Genomic DNA, 20575 nt, shown 5'->3' with positions numbered 1-20575 from the left:
GCGGTACCGGTGCGGTACGGGATGGACGGGAACCGGTGGTCAGCCGGTGCTGTGCACGGCCTCCGCGGTGACCAGGCATTCCGCGAGGGCGATGTCGACGGCGGTGAGATCCGGTGCGTGGGACGCGATGGGCGTCCACAGGTGGCGAAGTCCCCGTTCCAGACCGGCGGCACGGGCGTCACCGGCGGCGGCGAGCCTCGCGATCAGCGCGCATCCCAGAGACAGGTGAGGGACCCGCATCCAGGCTTCGCCCGGCCCGTGCAACCGGCCTGGGTCCCGTCCGCGGAAGGCCTGGGCCAGGTCGGGGTGTCCGTCGTCCAGGAAGAGCGATACAGCGTCGAGTGCTTCGGAGAACTCCTCACGCGTGGCGTGGTACTGGAGGTCCTTGCGGGCACGGAACGCCTGCCAGGCGGCGTCGGCACGAGTGTCGGGGTCCAGAAGGCCCCGAGGGACGACACGGGCGCTGCGCCACACGGCCTGCTGCTGGAGTTCGGGGAGCTGGCCGAGGGCACGGGTCTGGGCGTCGAACCGGCCGACCGCGCCGCTCGGATCCGCCTGCCCGGCCAGCAACGCCGCGCTGGCGTCGCCCAGAAACTGGCCGACCTCGCCGAGGGGTTCCGCCTCCTCCGGGTAGAGCTCGCCGACGTCATAAGCGAGGTGACCGGAGAGATACGGCAGCAACGGGGCCGTGAGCAGCAGCGCACACAAAGGAGCCTGCCGCCAGACGCGACGTACGGTGGCAGGGTCCGCCACTTCCCGTATCCGCAGGGCGGCGAGACCGCTGCCCGCGAGCACGGAGGCGAGTTCACCGGAGCGCAGTGCGCTGTCGGCCGCTCCCGTGAGGGCGGTGGGCCCGGCGTCCGCGAGGGCGCTGCGGCATTCCGCCGGTGCCGTCTCTCTGGCTCCGCACGCCTGCAGGTCGCGTCCGCGGGCGGCCACGATCCACTGGTAGGGGATCGCGTCGGTGTCGCGCGGCAGCGCGCCGTGCCCAGCCAGGTACTCCGAGATCCTGGCGCCGGATCCGCGGCCGGCGGCGGAGGTCCACGGGGAGCGGCGCAACACGAGGGTGTCGCGATCGCGCAGGTGGGGCCATCCGGGAGCTGTGGGTGTGAGGGCGCCCGCCTTCAGGTGCACGATCAGGGGGCCAAGCGACCGCCAGGCCGCTGGCAGCGGGATACGGCCGCTCTGGTCGACGGTGGCCGTCAACGGCTGTTCCCATGGGGCGAAGACGGCGTACAGGCGGGCGATCAGTTCGCCCGGGTGGCTCAGCCCCCGCAGCAGCAGTCCGCCGCCGTCGGGTACGACGTTTTCCGCGATGGGCTGGGTGCGCACGGTCGCGACATGGACGCTCTCCCCCGCGACCAGCAGCCGTATCTCGGCTTTCACGCAGTCGCGCACGGTGTCCGCCAGGGCCGCCAGTGAGTACCGGAGGTCTCCTCTGCGCGTGCGAGTGCGGCGTTCTGGACGCAGCGTGAGCCGGTTCGTCCCTTCGACGACCAGTGCCAGCAGAGGTGTCAACGCCACCGCCTGTTCCGGCAGGCGGACGGTCAGGGCGCTCTCGCCGGCCAGGTCAGCTGCGTCGATGTCGAGCGGCCGGATGGACCAGGTCAGGGGGTGACCGCCGAGTTCGAGGCGGACCTCGGAGTGCGGAATGCACATCTCGACGGTGAACTGACGGATCCCGTCGCCCAGCACCAGCCCCTTGGTGATCTCGTACGGGGAGAACGCGACGACGCGCTCGGAGGCGGTGACCGGTCCGCCGGTGCCGAGAGTCAGCCGAGCGGGGGCCAGGCCTCCGTGCGGGGCAAGCAGACGCCACTCAGCGGTCGGTTCGGCCGTGATGCCCTCGGCGAAGAAGGCCGCCAGTCGGCGCCTGCGCCGGGAGCCGACGCGGTGGACGAGAATCTCATACGGTCCCAGAAGCGGGCGGGGTACGTCCTTCCAGGGATCGAGGAGCTCCCCGGGAGCACCGGTCTGACGGGCGAGAGGCTCCTCGTGGCCGCGGCGGCGCACTTCGGCCTGCCAGAGTCGCGCGTCCGGCTCACCGGCGCGCCGCGGAAGCCGGAGAGCGGGCGGACGATGCCACACGGGTGCCCCGTCGTCGCCCGTGATCCAGGGCAGCGTCGCACCGCCCTCCCACCCGAGCGGCCGTCCGGCGGCTACGTCCAGCCAGTTTCCCGGAACCGCGGCGGCGGCCCGCACCCGCGTCACCCCGGTCAGTGACACCCTGCTCAGCGTCCAGCCGTTCCAGCCGTACGGGGTGGGCAGTTCCACGATGCCGGGGTCGGCGCCCTCGGTCTGCAGGGTGCCGGCGTGGAGAAGGCAGATCTCGGCGGCGGGCAGGGGCTCGTCCGGGGGGATGCGGTGGCCGTCGACGCCGAAGGCCAGGAGGGCGTGGTCCGGGTCCACGATCGCCGAGACATGAGTGGTTCCCGTCGGGTCTGTCGCCTCGACACGGCGCACGGGGCCCGGCAATACCCAGTAGGGCGGCAGGGCTGCAAACACCTCACCGTCGGCGGACAGTTGCCAGTCCCCCGCGTCCGGCTCGCCGGGCAGGGTCAGGAGCACGCTGCCCGCGCCGGGCCCGAGACGGACCTCGGGAGCGGAGGTAGCGCCGCGGGGCGGGGTGACCGAACCGTCCGCCGCGGTCGGCACGCGCCATGTCCAGCCCAGCGAGCGAGCGGCCTCCTGCGCGGCGCGACTCCATTCGTCGGCGTTCTCCGGGGCGGCTCCGTGTGACCCCAGGTCAGGGCGCGCCGCGAGCACGCGCGCGCAGGCTTTAGCTACCAGGCGCGGGAGTTCCGGACCGTCGGCCAGCGCCACGGTGTGGACCGCGCAGGCGGGCCAGCGTGCGAAGACCGTGTCGCGCGGGAGGTCGGAGTGGTCCGCGAGCAGCCGGTACGCCACCAGCGCTTCCAGGACGAGCGCGGTCCGTACGGCAGCGACCGGCTCAACCGCGCCGGCAGACGGCTCCCCCGCCTCGCGCCAGGCCCGCTCGCAGTCGTCCAGCAACTGCGTGGGATCGACCAGCATGCCCCGCCCCTCCCCGTCTCGGACGTACCGATCTCGCCCGGGACCGACCATCGTTGTACGTTCTACCATTCCTTCACATAAGGAGCATGGGGAATCCGCAGGTGAACGGTGCGTTCTACCCGGGGCGTGACTGATTGTCAGTGGTGGGTGGTGCAATGCGAGAGGCTCGTCGCACCGTAGTACGGCACATGGGGGCACGCTGATGACGACGGAAACCGAGGCCGGGACGCCGGCCGTGCTGCATGAGGCGCTGGTGACTGCCGCGGGGCCACAGCGAGCCCTGACCCCGGTGGCCCTGCGGGGACTGCTGGCCGGCGTGGACACCGCGGTGGTGGCCGAGGTGCTGGGCCGGGTGATGGCGGAGGGGGTCGCACTGCCTCCGGCCGCAGTGGCCGCGTTCGGCCTGGGAGGCGGTTCGGCGGCCCGGGCCGCGCCAGAGCTTCCCGCGACGGCCGAGCCGTTGAGCGACACCCAAGGTGAACGCAGCGTTCCGGCGGGGCCGGAGCCGGAACCACACCGACCACCGTGCTTCACCCTTGAGCTGCAGCAGGACAGCAGGCTGGACCTTTCCGCGTTGACCGTGCGAGCGCTCGGTCCCGGCGTTCCCTCCGCGTCCCGGCCGCCCCTGCGGGCCGAGAAGCCGTACGAGACGCTCGTCGGTCCTAGCACCGCACTCACCGTGCCGCCTTCGCCACGCCCCCGCCCCGAGCCCGTCGCCGAGTCCCCGGAGGAGGACGCGTCCCCACGTCAGGCCGTGGGCGACTCTTTCACGCAATACCGCAAGGAGATCGACAGGTTCCCACTGCTCTCCCGGCAACAGGAGGCGGAGCTGGCCCAGGCCATCGAGGCGGGACTGCTGGCTCGCGAGCGGTTAGACGAGGTCGGCCGGAAGATTGCCCCGAGGCCGCGCCGTGAGCTGGAACAGCTGGTCCGGCTCGGGGAACTGGCGTCCACGGACTTCGCCCAGGCGAACCTCCGGCTGGTTGTCAGCATGGCCACCTGGTACACGGGCCGCGGGCTGGACCTCATGGATCTGATCCAGGAGGGCAACCTCGGTCTGCTGCGCGCCATCGAGAAGTTCGACCACCTCAAGGGGAACAAATTTTCGACGTACGCCGTCTCGTGGATCCGGCAGGCGATCACACGGGCACTGGCGGACAAAGGCCGCACGATACGGATCCCCGTCCACGCGTACGAAACCCTGGCCGCGCTACGGAAGGCGGCACGGGAGTTGGGGCACGAGTCACCCACCGACGCTCTCCCCACGGTGGCCGCCCGCGCGGGTGTCACCGTTGACGAGGCGCAGGTCCTACTGGCCCGGGTCCGCCGAGTACTCCCTCTGGAGGACCTGACCGAGTCCATCGGTGACGACGCCTTGCACGAGGAATCGGACCGGAGCATTCAGGGACCACACTGGACCGAACCGGACTTCTACTACGGTGACCTGTCCCCGGCAGAAGTGCGTAAGCTGCTCAGCTGCCTCTCCGAACGAGAGCGCCAGGTGATAACCCTCCGGCTCGGACTCGACGACGGCCCCGAGCTCACCCTCGAAGCAATCGGAGCGGAGCTGAGCCTCACCCGGGAGCGGATCCGCCAGATCGAGTCCAAGGCCCTGTCGAAGCTGCGGGGGCAGATCGGCGAGAACCGGATCCGCGCCGCCCGTCCGGTCCGCGAGCCGTCGCGCGCCGTACCGAGCGACGTGAACGGGCATCCCAGCGACGTGGCCGTGCCTCCCACCGAGTTCGCTTCCGACGCCCCCTGTGTGCGTCGAAAGGTCTACCAGCCCGGGATCATCGTGGTCGGCCATCAGACGATCCACGTGGGCCTGCAGTGGCACGCGAAAACCGTCACCGTCCTGGTGGCGGACGAGTGGTTCCGAGTGGTGCACGACGGGCGCGAGATCACGATTGTCCGTCGCCAACGCACGGGAGTCGGCAAGATCCATGGGGCTCCGGACTGAGGTGGTGCCGGAGCCCACACTCGGCATCACGCCGCGAGGAACTCACTGGTCCGCCCGCTGTACGACACATACAGCGCCTCCCGCGCCCTCGTGCAGGCGACGAACAGCAGGCATCGCTCGGCGGCCAGGTCGGTGGTGTGCTGGATGCGGTCCACCTCGGCCGGGGTGACGGCCGGCGCGAACGGGAAGGCGGAGCGGGTGACTCCGGCGACGGCGACGCACCGGTACTCCAGGCCCTTCATGCTGTGCAGCGTCGACACCCGTACCCCGACCGCGCTCTCTGGTTCGCCGTCCCGCACCCGCACCACGGGGATGCCGGCCGCGGCGAGCCGGTCGCCGAGCTTGCCCGCCAGGGTGTTGAAGCGGGCGCAGACGGCAATGTCCGAGGGCGCGACGCCGGCGTCCATCCAGTCGCGCACTCGGCGCAGGACGGCGTCGGCCTCCTCGTTCTCACTCCCGTGCCCCTCGCACACGGGCTGTGCGCCGTGCAGCAGCGAGCGGTATCCGGTGAGGGTGTCGTGGGCGTCGCCGGTCAGGTCGGCGACGGGCTCGCTGTCGAGCAGGCCGCGGGCCCAGCGCAGGATCTCCTCGGTGGAGCGGTAGTTGACGCGCAGTCGTCCGCTGCGTCCCGCGACGGAGATGCCGAGGGAGCGCAGCGAGACCCGGGCATCGTAGATCCGCTGGTGCGGGTCGCCGGTGACGAACAGGTCGTCGGGGCCTTCGGCCGCCAGGACGCGCAGCAGGCGCCATTGCGCCGGGTGCAGGTCCTGCGCCTCGTCCACGACAACATGGTCGTACGAGGGTCCCGCACCCGGCTTGTCGCGCAGCAGCCGGGTGGCCTCGGCGCAGACCTGGAGCCAGGTGTGCGCCCGGTCACGGGTCAGGCCGTCCTCGAACAGGGTCACGGCCTGCCAGACGCGCCGCCGCTGGGGCTGCCCGAGCGCGCTGCCGCGTCCACGCCGTTCGCACGCCAGGTACTCCTCCTCGCTCCGCAGGTCCTGGGCGAGGACCACGTGCCGGTACTCCTGGGACAGGAACGACTCGTTCCAGGGCAGTTCGAGGCGGCGGGCCACGCGCTGCCAGCGGGTGCGCTCGTCCCGGTCGCCGAGCGCGGTCCCCGGGTTGCCGCGCAGTTGCCGTACGACGCGGTGAGCGACGGCGTCGACCGTGGTGACGTCGACACGGGCGAGCAGCGCCGGGTCGTGGTCGAGCAGCAGGGCGAGGCTGCTCTGCAGGGAGCGGGCCAGGGCTCCGGTGTAGGTGGTGAGGAGGACGCGCGTGTCGGGTGCCCGGTCCAGGAGGTGCTTGACCCGGTGCAGGGCGACGACCGTCTTTCCGGTGCCGGGGCCGCCTGTGATCTGGGCGGGTCCGGCATAGCCGGGCCGGTAGGCGATGCGCCGCTGGGTGGGGTGGAGGAAGATCCGCCAGGCGGCGAAGGGCTTGGTCAGGATGTCGGCGAGTTCGTCGGGGCCGGTGACGAGCGCGATGCGGCTGCGGGTGCGGGTGACGGCGGCGGCCAGGTCGTCCCCGGCGGTGTCCTCCCCCGCCGCGCTCTCGGCGACGGTCGCCTTCTGGCGTACGGCGACGAGATCCCGGTAGATGTCGTTGGGGTCGAGGCCCTCGGCGAGCAGCCACAGCGCCTCGTACTGGTCCTCCGGCATCAGCGACCCGAACGCCTCCAGCTGCGCCTTGCCGGTGACGGTGCGTGCGGCGCGCAGGGTGACGTCGTCGACGCCGAGGTGCCGCAGGACGGTGTCCGACCAGGGGGCGAACAGGAGTTGGGGCGCCGCGGCGGCCTCCTGAGCGAAGAGCGGGGTGATCTGCTCCATGGCGGTCAGGTCGCGTACTTCGAGGCAGCGGGTCACGGAGTTGACCGTGTAGAGCCGTCGGCGGGCCCAGGAGTAGGCCTTGTCGTGGGGAACGACGTGGACGAAGACGAAGAGGTCACTGCCGTCGTCGGGCGCAAGCAGCACGATCCGCAGCCCGTCGTCGACGCGGATGGTTCGCATCCGCGGGTCACGCGAGCTGACCACCGACTCCAGGTGCAGCCCCTTGTCCGCGTGGAGTTGGGCCACCGTCAGCTGCTGGAACTTGGCCATCGCCTTGTGGACGCGGGCGCGGGCCGGTTTGTCCAGCCGGTCGACGCCCTCCCAGAACGTGTTGGTGATCGCGATCTGCGGCATGTTCCCCACCCTCCGACAACACCGACCGACAGAGTATCTGTTGACTCAGTTTACGAAAACCTCCATGATTCGTCGCAGGAGTTGCCGCACGACACAGGGGCATCGCGAGCGCGGGGGTTGTTGGGGAGATGACACTGCTGGAACCGGATACGGACGGCCAACTCGCTCTGGAAGACGACTGTGTGGACCTCTTCGATCTGGCCGGTGACCCTCTGGACGCGGCCGTGGCTCGGCTGAAGGCGGGCGTGAAGCCGACGGCCAAAAACATCGCCCTGCTCACCGAGGCGGCCCGCACCGCGCAGCGCGCCTTCGAGGAGGTCGGCGCGGCGAACGACGTACTGGACGACGCCTCGGACCTGGGCGAGGACCTGACGACCGCACTCGCGGAGACCCTGCGGCGCCGGGTCCGGGCCGAGGTCCCGGCACTGCTCGGCGCCCTGCGGGCCCAGGCGGCGCGTGTCGAGCGCTCCGAGGCCGTCCGTACGATCGCCAACCGCGTTCTCGGCAACGGCGGACCGGACGAGTCGGCCGCCCTGGCCCCCGTCCCCGCCCTCACCGCCGCCCTGCTGCCCCGCGTGCCGTCCGTGTACGACGACGAGGAGGAGGCGGGCGCGAGCCTCGCCGACCTGTGGGAGCGTCAGGAGCGCCTGGAGCGGGTTCAGGACCGGGTGCGCGGGGAGCGGGTGGAGCACGTCGCGGCGCACCTGGTCGCGCTCGCGGAGCGGATCGCCGACCGGGCCTTCCTCGACGCCCGGTTCACGCGGGCAGCACTTGACGAGATGGACCGGGCTTACGCGCTGTGGTGTGCGTGCCTCGACGAGGGCTGAAGTGCCCCTGACTGTCAGCGGGAAGCCCTAAGGTCCTTCCCACGCGCTACGACCGGACCGATCACCGAGGGGGACGCCGTGCAGGCGAAGGAGACGCTGTTCGCCGATCTCGTCCAGGGCAGGGCACAGCAGTTCCAGGTGCCGCTCTATCAGCGGACGTACTCCTGGACGGAGAAGCAGCTCAGACAGCTGTGGACCGACATCCTGGAGCAGGCCGAGCTGCTGGAGTCCGGGGAGAAGGCGAGCACACACTTCCTGGGGTCCGTGGTGCTCGCGCCGTCGCCGCAGAACGAGGCGACGTTCCCCCGCTGGCTCGTCGTCGACGGTCAGCAGCGGCTGACCACGCTGTCGCTCGCCCTGGCCGCGATCCGCGACCACATAGCGGACGGCGAGCCGGACGAGGCCGAGCGCATCGACGAGGAATACCTCATCAACAAGCGCAAGAACGGCAGCGATCGCTTCCGGCTACTGCCGACCCAGGCTGACCGGGCGCAGTTCGCGGCATACGTTCGCGGGCCGCTCTCGGAGCAGGCCGCCGACGGAGCCGTCGCCGCCGCCTACGGCTTCTTCCGCCGCAAGCTCGTCGAGGCCGCCGATCCGGCCGCCCCGCAGGACGTGCTCCGCATCGAGGAGGCCATCACCTCCCGGCTCACACTGGTGGCGGTGACAGCCGAGCGCGCGGACAACGTGCACCGCATCTTCGAGTCCCTCAACAACACCGGCCTCAAGCTGAGCCAGGCCGACCTGCTGCGCAACTACCTGTTCATGCGGCTACCCACCCGCGGTGAGCGCATTTACGAGACCTACTGGCTTCCGCTGCAGGACAGTCTGAGCAACGACGAGCTGGAACAGCTCATGTGGTTGCAGCTGGTGCTCGACGGAGACGACCGGGTCCGCCGCCAGGACCTTTACGCGGCTCAGCAGCAGCGCTTCGAGCGCGGTGAGGTCAGCGAAGCGGAGATCGAGACGTACATCAAGGAGTTGTACCGGCGCGGCGCCCTCTTCCGTCGGCTGCTGCACCCCGAAGTGGAGCCGAACGCGGCCGTCCGCGCCCATCTGCACCGCTTGGACACCTGGCAGGCCCAGGTCACCTACCCCGCTCTGATGCTGCTGCTCGACCGACGCGAACGCAGGGACCTCAACTCCGCGGACACGGCCCGCGCGATGTCGTACATCGAGAGCTTCCTGATACGCCGGATGATGTGCCGCGTGCCGACGAACAACCTCAACAGGATCTTCCAGGCGGTGCCCGGGCAGCTGCCGCTCGACATGCCCGTCGCTGACGGGCTGCACCAGCTCCTCTCTGCCGAGAACCGCTTCTGGCCCGATGACGACGAGCTGCGTGAGAAGGTCCGGACGGCGCCCTTCTACAAGTTCGGCCGCGGGCACCAGCGCAAGATGGTGCTCCAGCGGTTGGAGGAGAGTTACGAGCATCCCGAACCGGTCGACTTCGCCACCGCGCAGCTCACCATCGAGCACGTCATGCCGCAGTCGCCGGGCGACGAGTGGCTCCGGATGTTGAGCGAGGACGTGGTCGACGGCGAGAGCGCGAAGGACCTGCACTCCCGGCTCCAGCACACGCTCGGGAACCTGACGCTCACCGCGGTCAACGCGGAGTTGTCCAATCACCCCTTCGAGCGCAAGCAGGGCCTGCTCCAGGGCAGCCACCTGGAGATGAACCGCCGCATCGCCACCACAGAGCGGTGGGGCGCGGACGAGATCCGCGCCCGTGCCGACGAACTCGCCGACCGCGCGCTCGCGCTGTGGCCGGCCCCGCTGCGCGGAGTCGGCCGAGCGGAGCGGAGCCGGGACTGGAACTTGGCCCACCAGGTGCTCGCGGCGCTCCCCCACGGCACCTGGACGTCGTACGGCGATCTCGCGGCGTTCATCGGCTCCGGCGCCCAGGCCGTGGGCAACCATCTGGCCAATACGCCGGGGGTGGCCAACGCGTACCGGGTGCTCACTTCCGAGGGCAAGGTCTCCGAAGGCTTCCGCTGGACGCCGCAGGACGTGGGAGGAGACGTCCGCGCCCGGCTGAGCGCCGACGGTGTGCGCTTCACGGCCAACGGGGCAGCCGATCCGGCGCAGCGCCTCTCCGCCGACGAGCTTGCCTCGCTGGTCGGGGAAGCCGACGGCGAGGAGGACGCTGCGCAGCGCGCCCCGGAGAGTCAGGGTGAGGAGACGCGCGCCGACCGGTTCTACGCTCAGCTCGTGGCGGAGAACTCCGACGAGAGGCGGTTCTTCCGGCGGCTCGCGACGCACGACTCCCCCGAGACCGTGGAAGCGGTGCGCGCGCTCTTCGCCCACTGGGAGGAACTCGGCGGCTCAATCCACTGGGTAGGAAACGACACCATGAGCAACGCCTTCCTCGCGCTGAGTGAGACGATCGCCCCGAGCCGCTGGATCTCGCCGATGAGCTTCATGCCGGGCAGTGGGTGGGCCGGCTCGGCGCACGTCGCCTTCCAGATTCTGGCCGTACAGGAGCCTTTCACCGACCACGCCCTGCGCGCCGAATTCCTCAGGCGCCTCAACGACCTTGAAGGTGTCGACCTCCAGGAGAGAAAGCCCGGGCCGGACCCCAGATTCGAGTTGTCCGTGCTGGAGAAGGACCGCAACCGTGAGCTGCTCGTCGAGACTCTGACGTGGTTCCGGGACCGCTGGGAGAGTCGGGGCACGGACTGAGGCAGGGACTCAGGGGCCCAGGTTGATCGTCACGAGTCGAACAGTGCCCCCTGGCGGTCCGCCCCTCGCCAAGGGGGGCGAGCAAGGACGAGACCCCTTACCTCAGCCGCGCCCGCCCGCGTAACAGGCGGGCGACGGCCGGCATCTGCCGGCCGGTGGTGAACAGGTCGTCGAAGAGGAGGATGGTGGTGCGGTCCTCGACACGGCGCTCGATGCGGATGGACTTGGCATGGGCGGCAGCCGCGAGGCGTTTGGCTCGTCGCGCCCGGCTCACCTCACGTCGACGAGTCCTCGGCCGCCGGGCCGACGGCCTCATCGTGCCGCAGAGCGGGCTGTTCCGGCCGTCCCCGGAAGGCGGCTCCCTTGGCTGTCCGCGATTCGACGCGTTCCACGATGCGGTCGATAACCCGTTGAGGGTCCTTCCACTTCAGCGCCAGCCGGTCGTGGTCCATCCCGTGTTCGGAGACGATGTCCCGCAATTGTTCGAGGCCGAGCTCGCTCAGGCTCGAACGGAGTCCCGTCTCGCCGGATTCGGCGAGCACCGCGAACGGGTCGATCACTCCCGCAGCTCGTCGGCTACGCCTCGGGCGTTCTGCCGGCCGAGGTGCGGTCTGCGCATCGGGAGGCGTCAGCGCCTTGGCCAGTGCTCGGGCGAAGCGTGTCGTGCGTGCGGCTTCGGACGCCACCACGCCGAGGACACGTGCAAGCGTCGCCGCGAGCTCCGGGTCGGAGGCGCCGAGCTTGGTCAGGGCTTCTTCGGCCTCTCGCACCTGGGCATTCAGGAGACCGCTGTCGTCGGGCCGACTGTCGCTCTGCTCGATCACGCCTTCTCCTCGACCAGTTCGATGAACTCCTGCGTCATGCCGCGGAAAGCGTCGAAACCGCCCTGGTAGCCGTACTTCTGCCGCAGGGTACCGCGACCGACGAACTCCGCCGAACCGGCGATGTCGTTCTTCTCTGGGATGAAGGTCGGCAGCACGGCGGGGAGCTTCTTGTCGCCCTGAAGTCCCCTGACGGTGTTCCAGTGGACCGTCGAGTTGGCCTTGTATTTCGTGATGACGATGCCGATCTCCTTGATGGTCTCCCCCAGGTCGTCCGCGAAGGCCCGCACCCGCCGCTGGATCTGAGGAATGCCGTAGGTGGACAGGACGTCGGGAATGGTCGGGATGATGTATCCCTCGGAGATGCGCAGACCGTTCAAAGTGACGATGCCGAGGTTGGGAGGGCAGTCGACGAGGACGTAGTCATAGTCATCAATGATCTTCCGGATCGCCTTGCGCAGGAGATCGGTGGGGTTGTTGGCGTGGAAACGCCCCCTGGGCATGGACGCCAGGCGGTCCTGGACGTCGATGAGATCCAGCGAAGAAGGCAGGAGGTCCACCTTCGTCACCGCGTCCACGGAAGAGACATTGCGCTGGAGAGTCTTCTCCAGGTCGAACTCCAGAGGCTCGTCTTCGGGCCGGAGGGCATCCTTGAACAGGGTCGCCAGGGTGTATCCCTCGTCGTTGAGTTCCTCCCACTTCTCCTCCCCGATCAGGACCGTGGTCAGATTGGTCTGCGGGTCGAGATCGACCACCAGGACCCGCTTACGGAACTCCGCGGAGAGGAACTCCGCGAGTCCGGCCGTGGTGGTGGTCTTCCCGACGCCGCCCTTCAGATTGATGGTCGAGATGACATGGGCTTTGGGTGCCATGTGCTTCTTCCTCCGTTTGAGGTAGCGCTGAATCTGACTCGCCCGGAACACCGGGCCGCTCCGCAGGTCCGCGACGGGAGTGGGGAAGTGTTTGTCACGAGCGCGCCAATTCGCTACGACCGTCCGGCCGACCCCCGCCATCTCCGCCACTTCGAACAGTCCGACGAGTTGGTCTTCCGCCTCGGGCGTGCCTGCCATGACATCTCCCCGTGAACGGCCTTCACGCTTACCCGTTAAGCGTGAAGGCCGTTCACAACCACCGTCAATCCCCAACTCCGTTGGCCGGGAGCACAGTTGAGTTCACGCGCCCCCCTTGCGCGCGGGTTTGCGCTGGGCGCACTCCGCCCAGATTGGACGAGGAGACCGTCGAACAGCGCGTGGCCGCACGGTTGGACCGCCAGGAGATCTTTAAGCGTTGGCCGCCGCCGTTCACAACGTTCACCATCGAGGAATCAGTCTTGCGCCGCCCGCTCGGTGGGTGGGACGTTCATTACGAGCAACTTGAAGCACTGCTGAGGTTCGGCAGACTGCGCAGCGTCGAACTCCAGGTGCTGCCGATAGACCGCAGGGAACACCCCAGCCTGGGCGGGCCGTTCATCATGCTCACACCGAAGGGCAAGCCACAGGTGGCCTATCTGGAGGTGCAGCACATCAGCCGGCTGATCACCGACCCGGACGAGGTCCGTATCCTTGCCGCACGCTACGGCAGCATCAGGGCGCAGGCACTCACGCCAGAAGAGTCACTGACCCTGATCGAGAAGATGCTGGGAGACCGATGAACGCCGAACAGCCCACACGGCTGGACTGGTTCAAGAGCAGCTACAGCAGCGGCGAAGGGGGTGCGTGCATCGAGGTCGCCGCCGATGGGACCGCCGTCCGCGTACGGGACTCCAAGGAACGGGGCGCCGGTCCGCAGCTCGCGTTCACGCAGGATGCGTGGGCCGGGTTCGTCGCGGACCTCGGGCGGGACGGGCTCTGCCCCACCCGCCCGAGGCTGCGGCACTCAGGCCGCGTGACGCGGCCCCTTCCCCGGGGGCGGGTCCAGCACGGTTCGGTACTCGTCGCCGGTCACGCGGGCCTCTTCCATGCGGCCGTAGAGGTCAAGGATGAGGTTCTTGGTGCGGTAACTGCCATGGGCGGCTTCCTCGTCACTCTTGAGACGGGAGAACGCGTCCATGACGTACTCCGCGTCATCGCGAGCCAGTCCGTAGAGGTGGAAAAAGGCAGCGTCCAGCTCTGCACGCAGCAATCTACGCCGTTCCTCATCCCACCGGAACGGGCGTCCCGCCACACCGATCGCTCTGGCGAAGGCCTCCATGTCACTAGCGGTGTAGGCAAGTTCAGCCACTCTTGCGGCAATCCACTCCGCCACGGTCTCGCCGCCGCTCCATGGACACGGCTGGTCGCCTGTCTCGGGGCCGGGCACTGGAAGCTGGTGGGCCGTGAAGAACTTCAGGTGTGTACCGCTGAACTTCTGACGTGCCACGAAGTCGAGCACGTACGAGGACAGCGCCGCCTGGAGCAGCGCAGGATTGCCGAAGGAAGGCAACATCAACAACGTGCCGTCAGGAACGGCAGTGCGACGCAGAGCCGTGTTGATCATGGTCCGACGGTCCGAGGTCCGGCAGATGTCACGCCACCCCAACAGCCAGTCCTCGTACCACTCCTTATCCGTCAGTCGCGTCTTAACCCCCGGCCACATGATCGGGTTCAGCTTCTTATCCCGCTTACCAGAGTCCACGTCGAACTCCGGCGCCCAGTACCGGGGCAGCGGCGCGAAGTCGGGATCGTCGTGCTGCTCCGGCGTCACACGCGGGAGGGTGCCGACGTTGGCCTGGGCCTGGGTCTGACCCTCGTACGTGCCGAGGCGGTGGTCGAAGTGGTGGAGCATCTTCGCCTCGTACAGCGGGAGGTAGCGGCGCGTCTTCCCCTCTTCGTCGGTGCGCGTGAAAACGTTTCCGATCAACTGCCAGCCCTCGTCCGCCAGTTCCTGCTTACCGCGGAACAGGTGGGAGTCGGAGGCCATGTTGAACAGGCCCTGCCGGAAGGTCAGACCCCACGGGTTGCTGCCGCCCCTGCCGTATTCGTCCGGCTCCTTGAGCAGAACCGGAACTCGGCTGTAGACGCCGAAGGTGATCTCCGCGTCGCGCCGGGACTCGAAGACGGGGAGGTTCCCGGTGTTCGGGTTGACCAGCAGGATCTCCTCCAGCGGCATGGCGAAGCGACGCTCCGGCAGATCCTCCATGTACCAGGTCCCGAACGCGAAGGAAGCCTCATCAACCCGCGCCGCCGGGCCTGTGACCGTAAGCAGGCAGAAGCGCACGCGATGGTCCACGTCCCGGCTCAATACGAACGCCTCGTTCTTGAAGTCCAAGAACGACACCAGCCGCTTCGACCGCACCAGATCGGAGAAGAACGGCGCCGTCGTCGCGTCCGTGGCGATGCCCGTCTGCAGGACCAGCCCGAACCGCCCTCGCGGCGCGATCCCGTGCGACGCCGCCTCCGCGAACAGCGGGTACGTGTTCAGCTTGCCGCGCGCGGCCAGCGGGAACCGGGCCGACCAGCGCGCGAGATGGGAGAAGCCGTCGGACAGCCGCTTGTCAGCGATGTATTCGGCGTGCAGTTCCCGATCGGCCTCGTCCTCGCTCTCCGCGAGTTCGTCGATCAGGGCCTGACGTGCCGCCTGGTTCGCAGCCTTGGCGATCTTCGGGGCGACAGTGGCGAAGTACTCCTCGGTCTTGAACTCAAGGGTCTCCCACGGCGGATTCCCCAGCACACAACTGAACCCGCCCTTCCACCCGGTCCGCTCGTCCACCCCCGGCCCCTCCGCATCCGCAGGAACCCGGAACACCTCCGGGAACTCCAGGTGCCAGTGGAAGAACCGGTACTCCTCCCGCAGATCCTCGATGTGCTTCAACGTACCGTCGGGCAGGCTCGCGCCGCCGTCCTCGGAGTGCAGCGTGAGTAGGGACTTCGTGGTCAGCGCGGGCGGCGTCGCCGTCTTCGTCTTCTTCCAGACGAACGCCGCGCACCACGCGTCGGCCAGCTCCAGGGCCCGGATGTAATCCGGGGAGGTGGTCAGTTCGCGGTATGCCTTGGCCTGGTTCCGGACGTCCTCCAGTTTCTGCGAGTCCGTCCCGGTGATTGCCGAGACCGTCTCGCCGAACCCCGCGTTGGACTCGGCCAGCACCTCCTCCTCCGCGAACAGGGCGTCCTGGTTCGCCCCGTGGCGCAGCGCGATCTTCCACGCGGTCCGCTCCGCCGCGTTGCGCTTCTTCAGGTCGGTGACGTGCTTCGACTCGTCGCCCTCCAGCGGCTTGAACGCGTCGTCGGGCAGACCCTCGGCCAGCAGCTTCGGCGTGGTGCCCAGAAGGCCGTTGCCGTGCTTGATGTGGGCGTCGAGGAAGGTGAGCGGACGGCCCGGCCTCATCGCCTCGATCCACAACGACACCTTGGCCAGTTCCACAGCCATCTCGTTGAGGTCGACGCCGTACACGCACCGCGCGATGACGTCCCGCAGCGCGTGCCGTACGTCCTCGGCGCTCGGCTCGGGGTCGTCCTTGCGAATCTCGGCGAGGCGGCGGGCGATGCGGCGGGCCGCGGCGACCAGGAAGTGGCCGGAGCCGCAGGCGGGGTCACACACCGTCAGGGCGAGCAGCGCGTCCTCGCGCTCCTTCTTCGTCGTACCGGACTTGACGGCCTGGTCGATGACCGGGTCGAGGGTGGAGTCGAGGAGGCAGTCGATGAGGGGGGACGGGGTGTAGTAGGAGCCGGAGGTCTTGCGGTCGTTGCCGTCCAGCTTGGCCAGGACATACTCGTTGCCCTCGCCGAGGCGCGGCTCCAGTTCGAGCAGGGACTCGTAGACCGAGCCGAGCTCGTCGGCGCCGAGGTGGCGATAGTCGACCTTGCGGGGGCGGCCGAGTTTGGCGTCATACACCTCGGACAGGGCGCGTACGGCCTCGTACAGGGACTGGTTGGACAGGCTGAGGCCGTCCAGGATCGCGTCCGTGACAGTGGGCTCGAACAGGCCGCCCAGCGCCGGGAGGCCGAGCTCAGGGCGGCCGCCCGGCGTGCCGAGGCCCTCGATGACCAGCCGCAGCGCCTGCCACTGGTCGCCGTGGAGGGTGCCGGTGCGGCGGGCGACGCGGCGCAGTCGGGCCGTGGAGAAGTACTTCTCGTACGTCTCGCGGGCCTGCTCGGTGGCGTCGGGGTGCAGGAGCAGGTCGCGGTCCTCGGTGACGAAGAGGAACAGCAGGCGGTAGGCGAGGCGCAGCAGGGCCGGGTGGAGGTCATCGCGGACGTTCTTGTCGCGGGTGCGCAGGGCCTCGCGCAGGTCGGCGTTGTCGGGATGGGCGATCAGGCCCGTGCCGATCACGGTCAGGGCCTTCTCGACGCCCTTGCGGAGTTCCTTCAGGGCGCGGGTGCCGCTGTCGATAGCTTCGGTGCGCCACTTCTCCAGCGGGCAGGTCGCGGCCGGCTCGCCCTCGGCGCGGGGCTCGAAGCGGGTGCGGTGCAGCAGGCGCCAGAGGAGGACGAAGTCGTCGGAGCGGTCGCCGTCGAAGACCGCCTGGAGGTCGAACTCGATGAAGGCGGCGCCGGTGAGGGAGGCGGACTCGCGCAGCAGGCGCAGCTGGCGGCCGTTGGAGAGGACGCCCCAGAGGGTGGAGTCCGCCGAGCGGTTGAGGTACTCCTGCACCATCGACTGAGGGGCCTGCTTGGCCAGTTCGGTGGTGCGCGTGTCGAGGGGGACGTTCCAGCCGGTGAGGTGGACGGGGACGTGCGCCCAGTGGTGGCTGACCTCGAAGTCCTTCTCGCCGTCGTGGGAGGGCAGGCCGGGCGCGGGGACGGGGGTGAGGGCGCCGAAGCCGAGCTGTTCGAAGAGGGGCAGCAGCCAGCGTTCGGTGGTGACGCCGACCGCGTGCACGCCGGGGTCGGCGTCTGCGCCGTCGCGTGCCAGGGCGTCCTGGTAGGCGGCCCACACGCCGCGCAGATAGCCCCAGGAGCGCTCGGCGGCGCCCCGTACCGAGTCACCCTTGGCGTAGAGGCGGTAGTCGGCGGGCTTGGAGCCGGTCTGCTCCTTGCCCTCCTTGATGCGGACCAGGAGGTCGTACGGCAGGAGGCCGCCGACGGTGGCGACGGAGTCGGTGACGAGGGTCCTGGCGGTACTCATGCGCCCACTCCCTGGGGGAACGTCGGGGCCGGGCGGTAGTGGTACACGCCCAGGATGTCCGGGTCGCCCTGGGGGACGACCTTCAGGCCCGCGAGACGGGCGCGGGAGGCGGTGCGGACCCTGCGGTGCGAGGCCTCCAGGGTGCGGCCCAACTCGGCTGACTGGTCCCGTAGTTCGGGCATGATCGCGGGCAGGGCGGCCAGAATCTCGGCGATGTGCTCGGTGGCGAACTTGGGGTCTGTGTTCTGCGTCGCGCGGGCTTCGAGGAGGGCCACAGCCTCGTCCTCCGGCAGCCACTCGGGGGTGTCGGGCCTGCCACGGTAGGCGACCACGCGGGCGTCCTCGGCGAGCTGCTCGCGCACCGAGCCGTCGCGGGCCGGCAGGTTCAGCTGGAAGCGGTGGCGCACCAGCAGGAGCGTCGTGTTCCGCTCCACGGCCTTCGTACGGACGACGCCGCAACGGCGGGCCGGGCGCTGCCACTCGGGGAGCTTGCCGACGTCGTCGAGGGCCGCGTCCAGGACGAAGCGGGCGACGGCGGCGACCACCGGGTCGGTGCGGGTGAGGGCGGCCTCGCCGCGCGGGGCGCTGGGGGCGTCGTGGAAGACGACCGGGCGGGGGTGGCGGGGGCCGAGCGCGTGCGAGACGGTGTCGCGCAGGCCCTGTGGGAGGGCGTCGGTGTGCGCGGTGAAGCCGCCCTGCTTCGTGGGCGCGGGCATGCCGCGCAGGGCACCCAGGGCGCGGCGGGTGAAGTCCCGTACCTCCTCGCCGGTGCCGAGCGCGGCGAGGATCTCGTCGACCTCGGCGGCCACCTCTTCCTTCTTGATGGTGAGCTGGGCGTACCGGGAGCGGTGGCGCTTCTCCCGCTCGGCGGAGGACTGCCAGGCGATCTCGAGCTGCTCGGCCACCTCCTCCTGCGCGAACAGCCCCTCCTGCTCGTACGCCGACCGCTCGCCGCGCAGAATCAGGCCCTCGAAGACGGCCTGCATGGCGCTCTCGGACTCCTGAGGCACGGGCACGGAGATGCCGGTGACCCGGCGGATGCGCTCGTGCTTGCGGAGCAGGACGTTGAGGACGATGCCGTCGACGGGGTTGTCGGCGCCGTACAGGGTGAGCGCCTTGACGACGTCGGTGCGCTGGCCGAAGCGGTCGACGCGGCCCTCGCGCTGCTCGTGGCGGGTTGGGTTCCACGCGAGGTCGTAGTGGACGACGGCGTCGAAGGACTCCTGGAGGTTGACGCCCTCGGAGAGGCAGTCGGTGGCGACCAGGACGCGGCGCTCGGGCGCGGGGTTGCCCTCCTCGTCGGTGCCGGTCAGCTCGGCGATGCGGGTGACGCGCTGGTCGGGCGAGAGTTCGCCGGTCACGGAGGCGACCGCGACCGGGTGTTCGGTGCCCTTCTTGTTGAGGATTTTCTTGAGGTGGTTGGCCACGTAGTCGGCTGTCGCGATATAGCGGCAGAAGACGATGGGCCGGTAACCCTTGTCGAGGAGGTCGGAGACGGTGGTGATCAGCTTCTTCAGCTTGGCGTCGCGGGTCGGGCCGTAGAGCTTCTTCGCCGATTCGGCCATGGCGACCAGGCGGGCCTTCTCCTTGTCGTCGGCCTCGGTGCCGGTGGCCTCGGTGCCGTTGGCCGTGGGGAGGCGGGTGCCCGGTACGGCGTCCGCGGACTCGGGGGTCTCGCTGTCGGCCGGGTCGGAGACGGTGCGCTCCCCGGTGCGGTCCGCCTCGGCGGGGGTGTCCGCCTCCTCGACGCCGGCGCGGGTGTTCAGGGACTGCACGGCGGCGGCCGGGGAGGAGGACAGGGTGCGCAGCAGGGCGAGGGTGGACCACCAGCGCTGGCGCTGCTGGAGGGCGCCGTCCGCCGCGCGTACGGTCTCGCGGGCGTACGACAGAACCTCGTCGAGGAGCTTCTTGTAGTCGCGGTGCAGGGTGTAGGCGGTCTCGGCGGTGTCCCGGGAGGACGGGAAGTGCGCGCCGTCCTGGAAGTCCTCGCGGATGTCGGCGCGGCGGCGCTGCACGAAGAACTCGGCGAGCAGCCTACGGCCCGCGTCGGTGTCGAAGGGGACGGAGGCCAGACGGTCGTCGAGCAGACCGATCAGGCGGCGGAAGGGCTCCTCCTTGCCGCTGTGTGGGGTGGCCGTGACCAGCAGGAGGTGCCGGTCGGTCCGGTCGGCGAGGGCGCGCAGCAGCGCGTACCGCTGCTGGGAGGAGCGGGCGGACGCGCCGACCGTGGAGTCGGAGACGCAGGAGTGCGCCTCGTCGACGATCACCAGGTCGGGACAGTGGCGCAGGAAGTCCTCCCGGTGGCGGGGGGACTTGATGAAGTCGGTGGAGACGACGTACGCGCCGTCGGGGCGGAACACCGACTGGCCGTACGGGGTCTCGCGCTCCAGGCGGCCGATCGTGGACGGCAGCACGAGGCGGGCGTCGACGCCGAACTTGCCGTACAGCTCGGCCCGCCACTGCTCGGCCAGGGCGGGCGAGCACAGCACGACCAGGCCGCGGGCGTCGCCCTGCGCCAGCAGCTCGGCGGCGATCAGCCCGGCCTCCACGGTCTTGCCGATACCGACGTCGTCGGCGATCAGCAGCCGGACGGTGTCCTGGCGCAGCGCCATCAGCAGCGGGACCAGCTGGTAGGGGCGGGGGTCGACGGCGATCGAGGCGAGCGACCGAAAGGGGCCCGCGCCGGAGCGGAAGCCGATGCGCAGGGCGGTGCGCAGCAGCCCGGCGGCCTGCTGGTCGCCGAGGTCGGAGGGGGTGGGCGGGGCGAAGGTGGCGGGGACGACGGTCTCCAGGCCGGGCAGGACGCCCGCGATGTCGTCGTCGGCGCCGCCGAGTGGGCGCAGGACCAGCAGGTCGGGTGTGGAGTCGGGCAGCACGACCCACTCACGGCCCCGGGCGTGGACGAGGGAGCCGACGGCGTACTGCCGGGTCGGCTGGGCGGCGGTGGTCATGCGGGCCTTCCGGGGTCGAGGCGGTAGGGGTCGTTCGGGTGCGTCAGCCGGGGCGGTGCCCGGACGGCTCGTCGGC

Annotated in this window: 11 protein-coding genes and 1 pseudogene; 5 read left to right on the top strand and 7 right to left on the bottom strand. The window is 69.9% G+C overall.

The window, feature by feature from the left end; translation table 11 throughout:
* Positions 1 to 39: 39 nt before the first annotated feature.
* Positions 40 to 3033, bottom strand: a complete 2994-nt coding sequence (locus tag ACFYYH_RS32185; RefSeq protein WP_388558679.1) for a hypothetical protein — start codon at positions 3031 to 3033, stop codon at positions 40 to 42.
* A 202-nt stretch (positions 3034 to 3235) separates the two neighbouring features.
* Between ACFYYH_RS32185 and ACFYYH_RS32180 the strand changes: the two genes are divergently transcribed.
* The gene (locus ACFYYH_RS32180) at positions 3236 to 4993 is read left to right on the top strand and encodes an RNA polymerase sigma factor RpoD/SigA (protein ID WP_388558676.1); all 1758 of its coding nucleotides are present in this window, start codon (positions 3236 to 3238) and stop codon (positions 4991 to 4993) included.
* 26 nt (positions 4994 to 5019) lie between these two features.
* Here ACFYYH_RS32180 and ACFYYH_RS32175 read toward each other — a convergent pair whose 3' ends face one another.
* A complete protein-coding gene (locus ACFYYH_RS32175; protein WP_388558673.1) occupies positions 5020 to 7176 on the bottom strand; it encodes a UvrD-helicase domain-containing protein in 2157 nt (718 codons plus the stop codon).
* Between the two features lie 128 nt (positions 7177 to 7304).
* On the opposite strand from ACFYYH_RS32175, the gene ACFYYH_RS32170 reads away from it, so the two are divergent.
* Positions 7305 to 8003 (top strand): hypothetical protein, encoded by a 699-nt coding sequence (locus tag ACFYYH_RS32170; protein WP_388558670.1) that lies wholly within the window; start codon positions 7305 to 7307, stop codon positions 8001 to 8003.
* Between the two features lie 78 nt (positions 8004 to 8081).
* Positions 8082 to 10685, top strand: coding sequence for a DUF262 domain-containing protein (locus ACFYYH_RS32165; protein ID WP_388558667.1), 2604 nt, complete (start codon positions 8082 to 8084; stop codon positions 10683 to 10685).
* A 97-nt stretch (positions 10686 to 10782) separates the two neighbouring features.
* Here the strand turns inward: ACFYYH_RS32165 and ACFYYH_RS32160 are convergent, their stop codons facing one another.
* From ACFYYH_RS32160 to ACFYYH_RS32150, 3 genes are read right to left on the bottom strand one after another with little or no spacing between them, the layout of a single operon-like run.
* Complete coding sequence (locus tag ACFYYH_RS32160; RefSeq protein WP_329351544.1) at positions 10783 to 10959, bottom strand: hypothetical protein; 177 nt, start codon at positions 10957 to 10959, stop codon at positions 10783 to 10785.
* 1 nt (position 10960) lies between these two features.
* Positions 10961 to 11509 carry a hypothetical protein gene (locus tag ACFYYH_RS32155; RefSeq protein WP_388558664.1) on the bottom strand — a complete coding sequence of 183 codons (549 nt, stop codon included), beginning with the start codon at positions 11507 to 11509 and terminating at the stop codon, positions 10961 to 10963.
* Positions 11506 to 12576, bottom strand: coding sequence for a ParA family protein (locus tag ACFYYH_RS32150; protein WP_388558661.1), 1071 nt, complete (start codon positions 12574 to 12576; stop codon positions 11506 to 11508). Before ACFYYH_RS32150 ends, ACFYYH_RS32155 begins: the two co-directional genes overlap by 4 nt.
* Positions 12577 to 12587: 11 nt before the next feature.
* Here ACFYYH_RS32150 and ACFYYH_RS32145 point away from each other — a divergent pair, with 11 nt between their 5' ends.
* Both ACFYYH_RS32145 and ACFYYH_RS32140 read left to right on the top strand, forming a co-directional pair.
* Positions 12588 to 13157, top strand: coding sequence for a DUF5753 domain-containing protein (locus tag ACFYYH_RS32145; RefSeq protein WP_388558658.1), 570 nt, complete (start codon positions 12588 to 12590; stop codon positions 13155 to 13157).
* Positions 13154 to 13348, top strand: a pseudogene (locus ACFYYH_RS32140) (DUF397 domain-containing protein); the annotation flags it as partial. The gene ACFYYH_RS32145 and the pseudogene ACFYYH_RS32140, both read left to right, overlap by 4 nt.
* A gap of 33 nt (positions 13349 to 13381) precedes the next feature.
* Here the strand turns inward: ACFYYH_RS32140 and ACFYYH_RS32135 are convergent.
* A complete protein-coding gene (locus ACFYYH_RS32135) occupies positions 13382 to 17548 on the bottom strand; it encodes an Eco57I restriction-modification methylase domain-containing protein (protein WP_388558655.1) in 4167 nt (1388 codons plus the stop codon).
* Complete coding sequence (locus tag ACFYYH_RS32130; protein ID WP_388558652.1) at positions 17545 to 20499, bottom strand: helicase-related protein; 2955 nt, start codon at positions 20497 to 20499, stop codon at positions 17545 to 17547. Before ACFYYH_RS32130 ends, ACFYYH_RS32135 begins: the two co-directional genes overlap by 4 nt.
* Positions 20500 to 20575 lie beyond the last annotated feature (76 nt).

Origin of the sequence: Streptomyces sp. NPDC002018 (assembly GCF_042890865.1) — a bacterium.
Taxonomy (GTDB): domain Bacteria; phylum Actinomycetota; class Actinomycetes; order Streptomycetales; family Streptomycetaceae; genus Streptomyces.
Note: the sequence above shows the minus strand (reverse complement) of the source record. Positions and strands in the feature narration are given on the sequence as shown.

Coding starts and splice junctions, on each gene's coding strand:
- ACFYYH_RS32185 (WP_388558679.1), bottom strand. CDS start 3,033: ATGCTGGTCGATCCCACGCAGTTGCTGGACGACTGCGAGCGGGCCTGG.
- ACFYYH_RS32180 (WP_388558676.1), top strand. CDS start 3,236: ATGACGACGGAAACCGAGGCCGGGACGCCGGCCGTGCTGCATGAGGCG.
- ACFYYH_RS32175 (WP_388558673.1), bottom strand. CDS start 7,176: ATGCCGCAGATCGCGATCACCAACACGTTCTGGGAGGGCGTCGACCGG.
- ACFYYH_RS32170 (WP_388558670.1), top strand. CDS start 7,305: ATGACACTGCTGGAACCGGATACGGACGGCCAACTCGCTCTGGAAGAC.
- ACFYYH_RS32150 (WP_388558661.1), bottom strand. CDS start 12,576: ATGGCAGGCACGCCCGAGGCGGAAGACCAACTCGTCGGACTGTTCGAA.
- ACFYYH_RS32135 (WP_388558655.1), bottom strand. CDS start 17,548: ATGAGTACCGCCAGGACCCTCGTCACCGACTCCGTCGCCACCGTCGGC.
- ACFYYH_RS32130 (WP_388558652.1), bottom strand. CDS start 20,499: ATGACCACCGCCGCCCAGCCGACCCGGCAGTACGCCGTCGGCTCCCTC.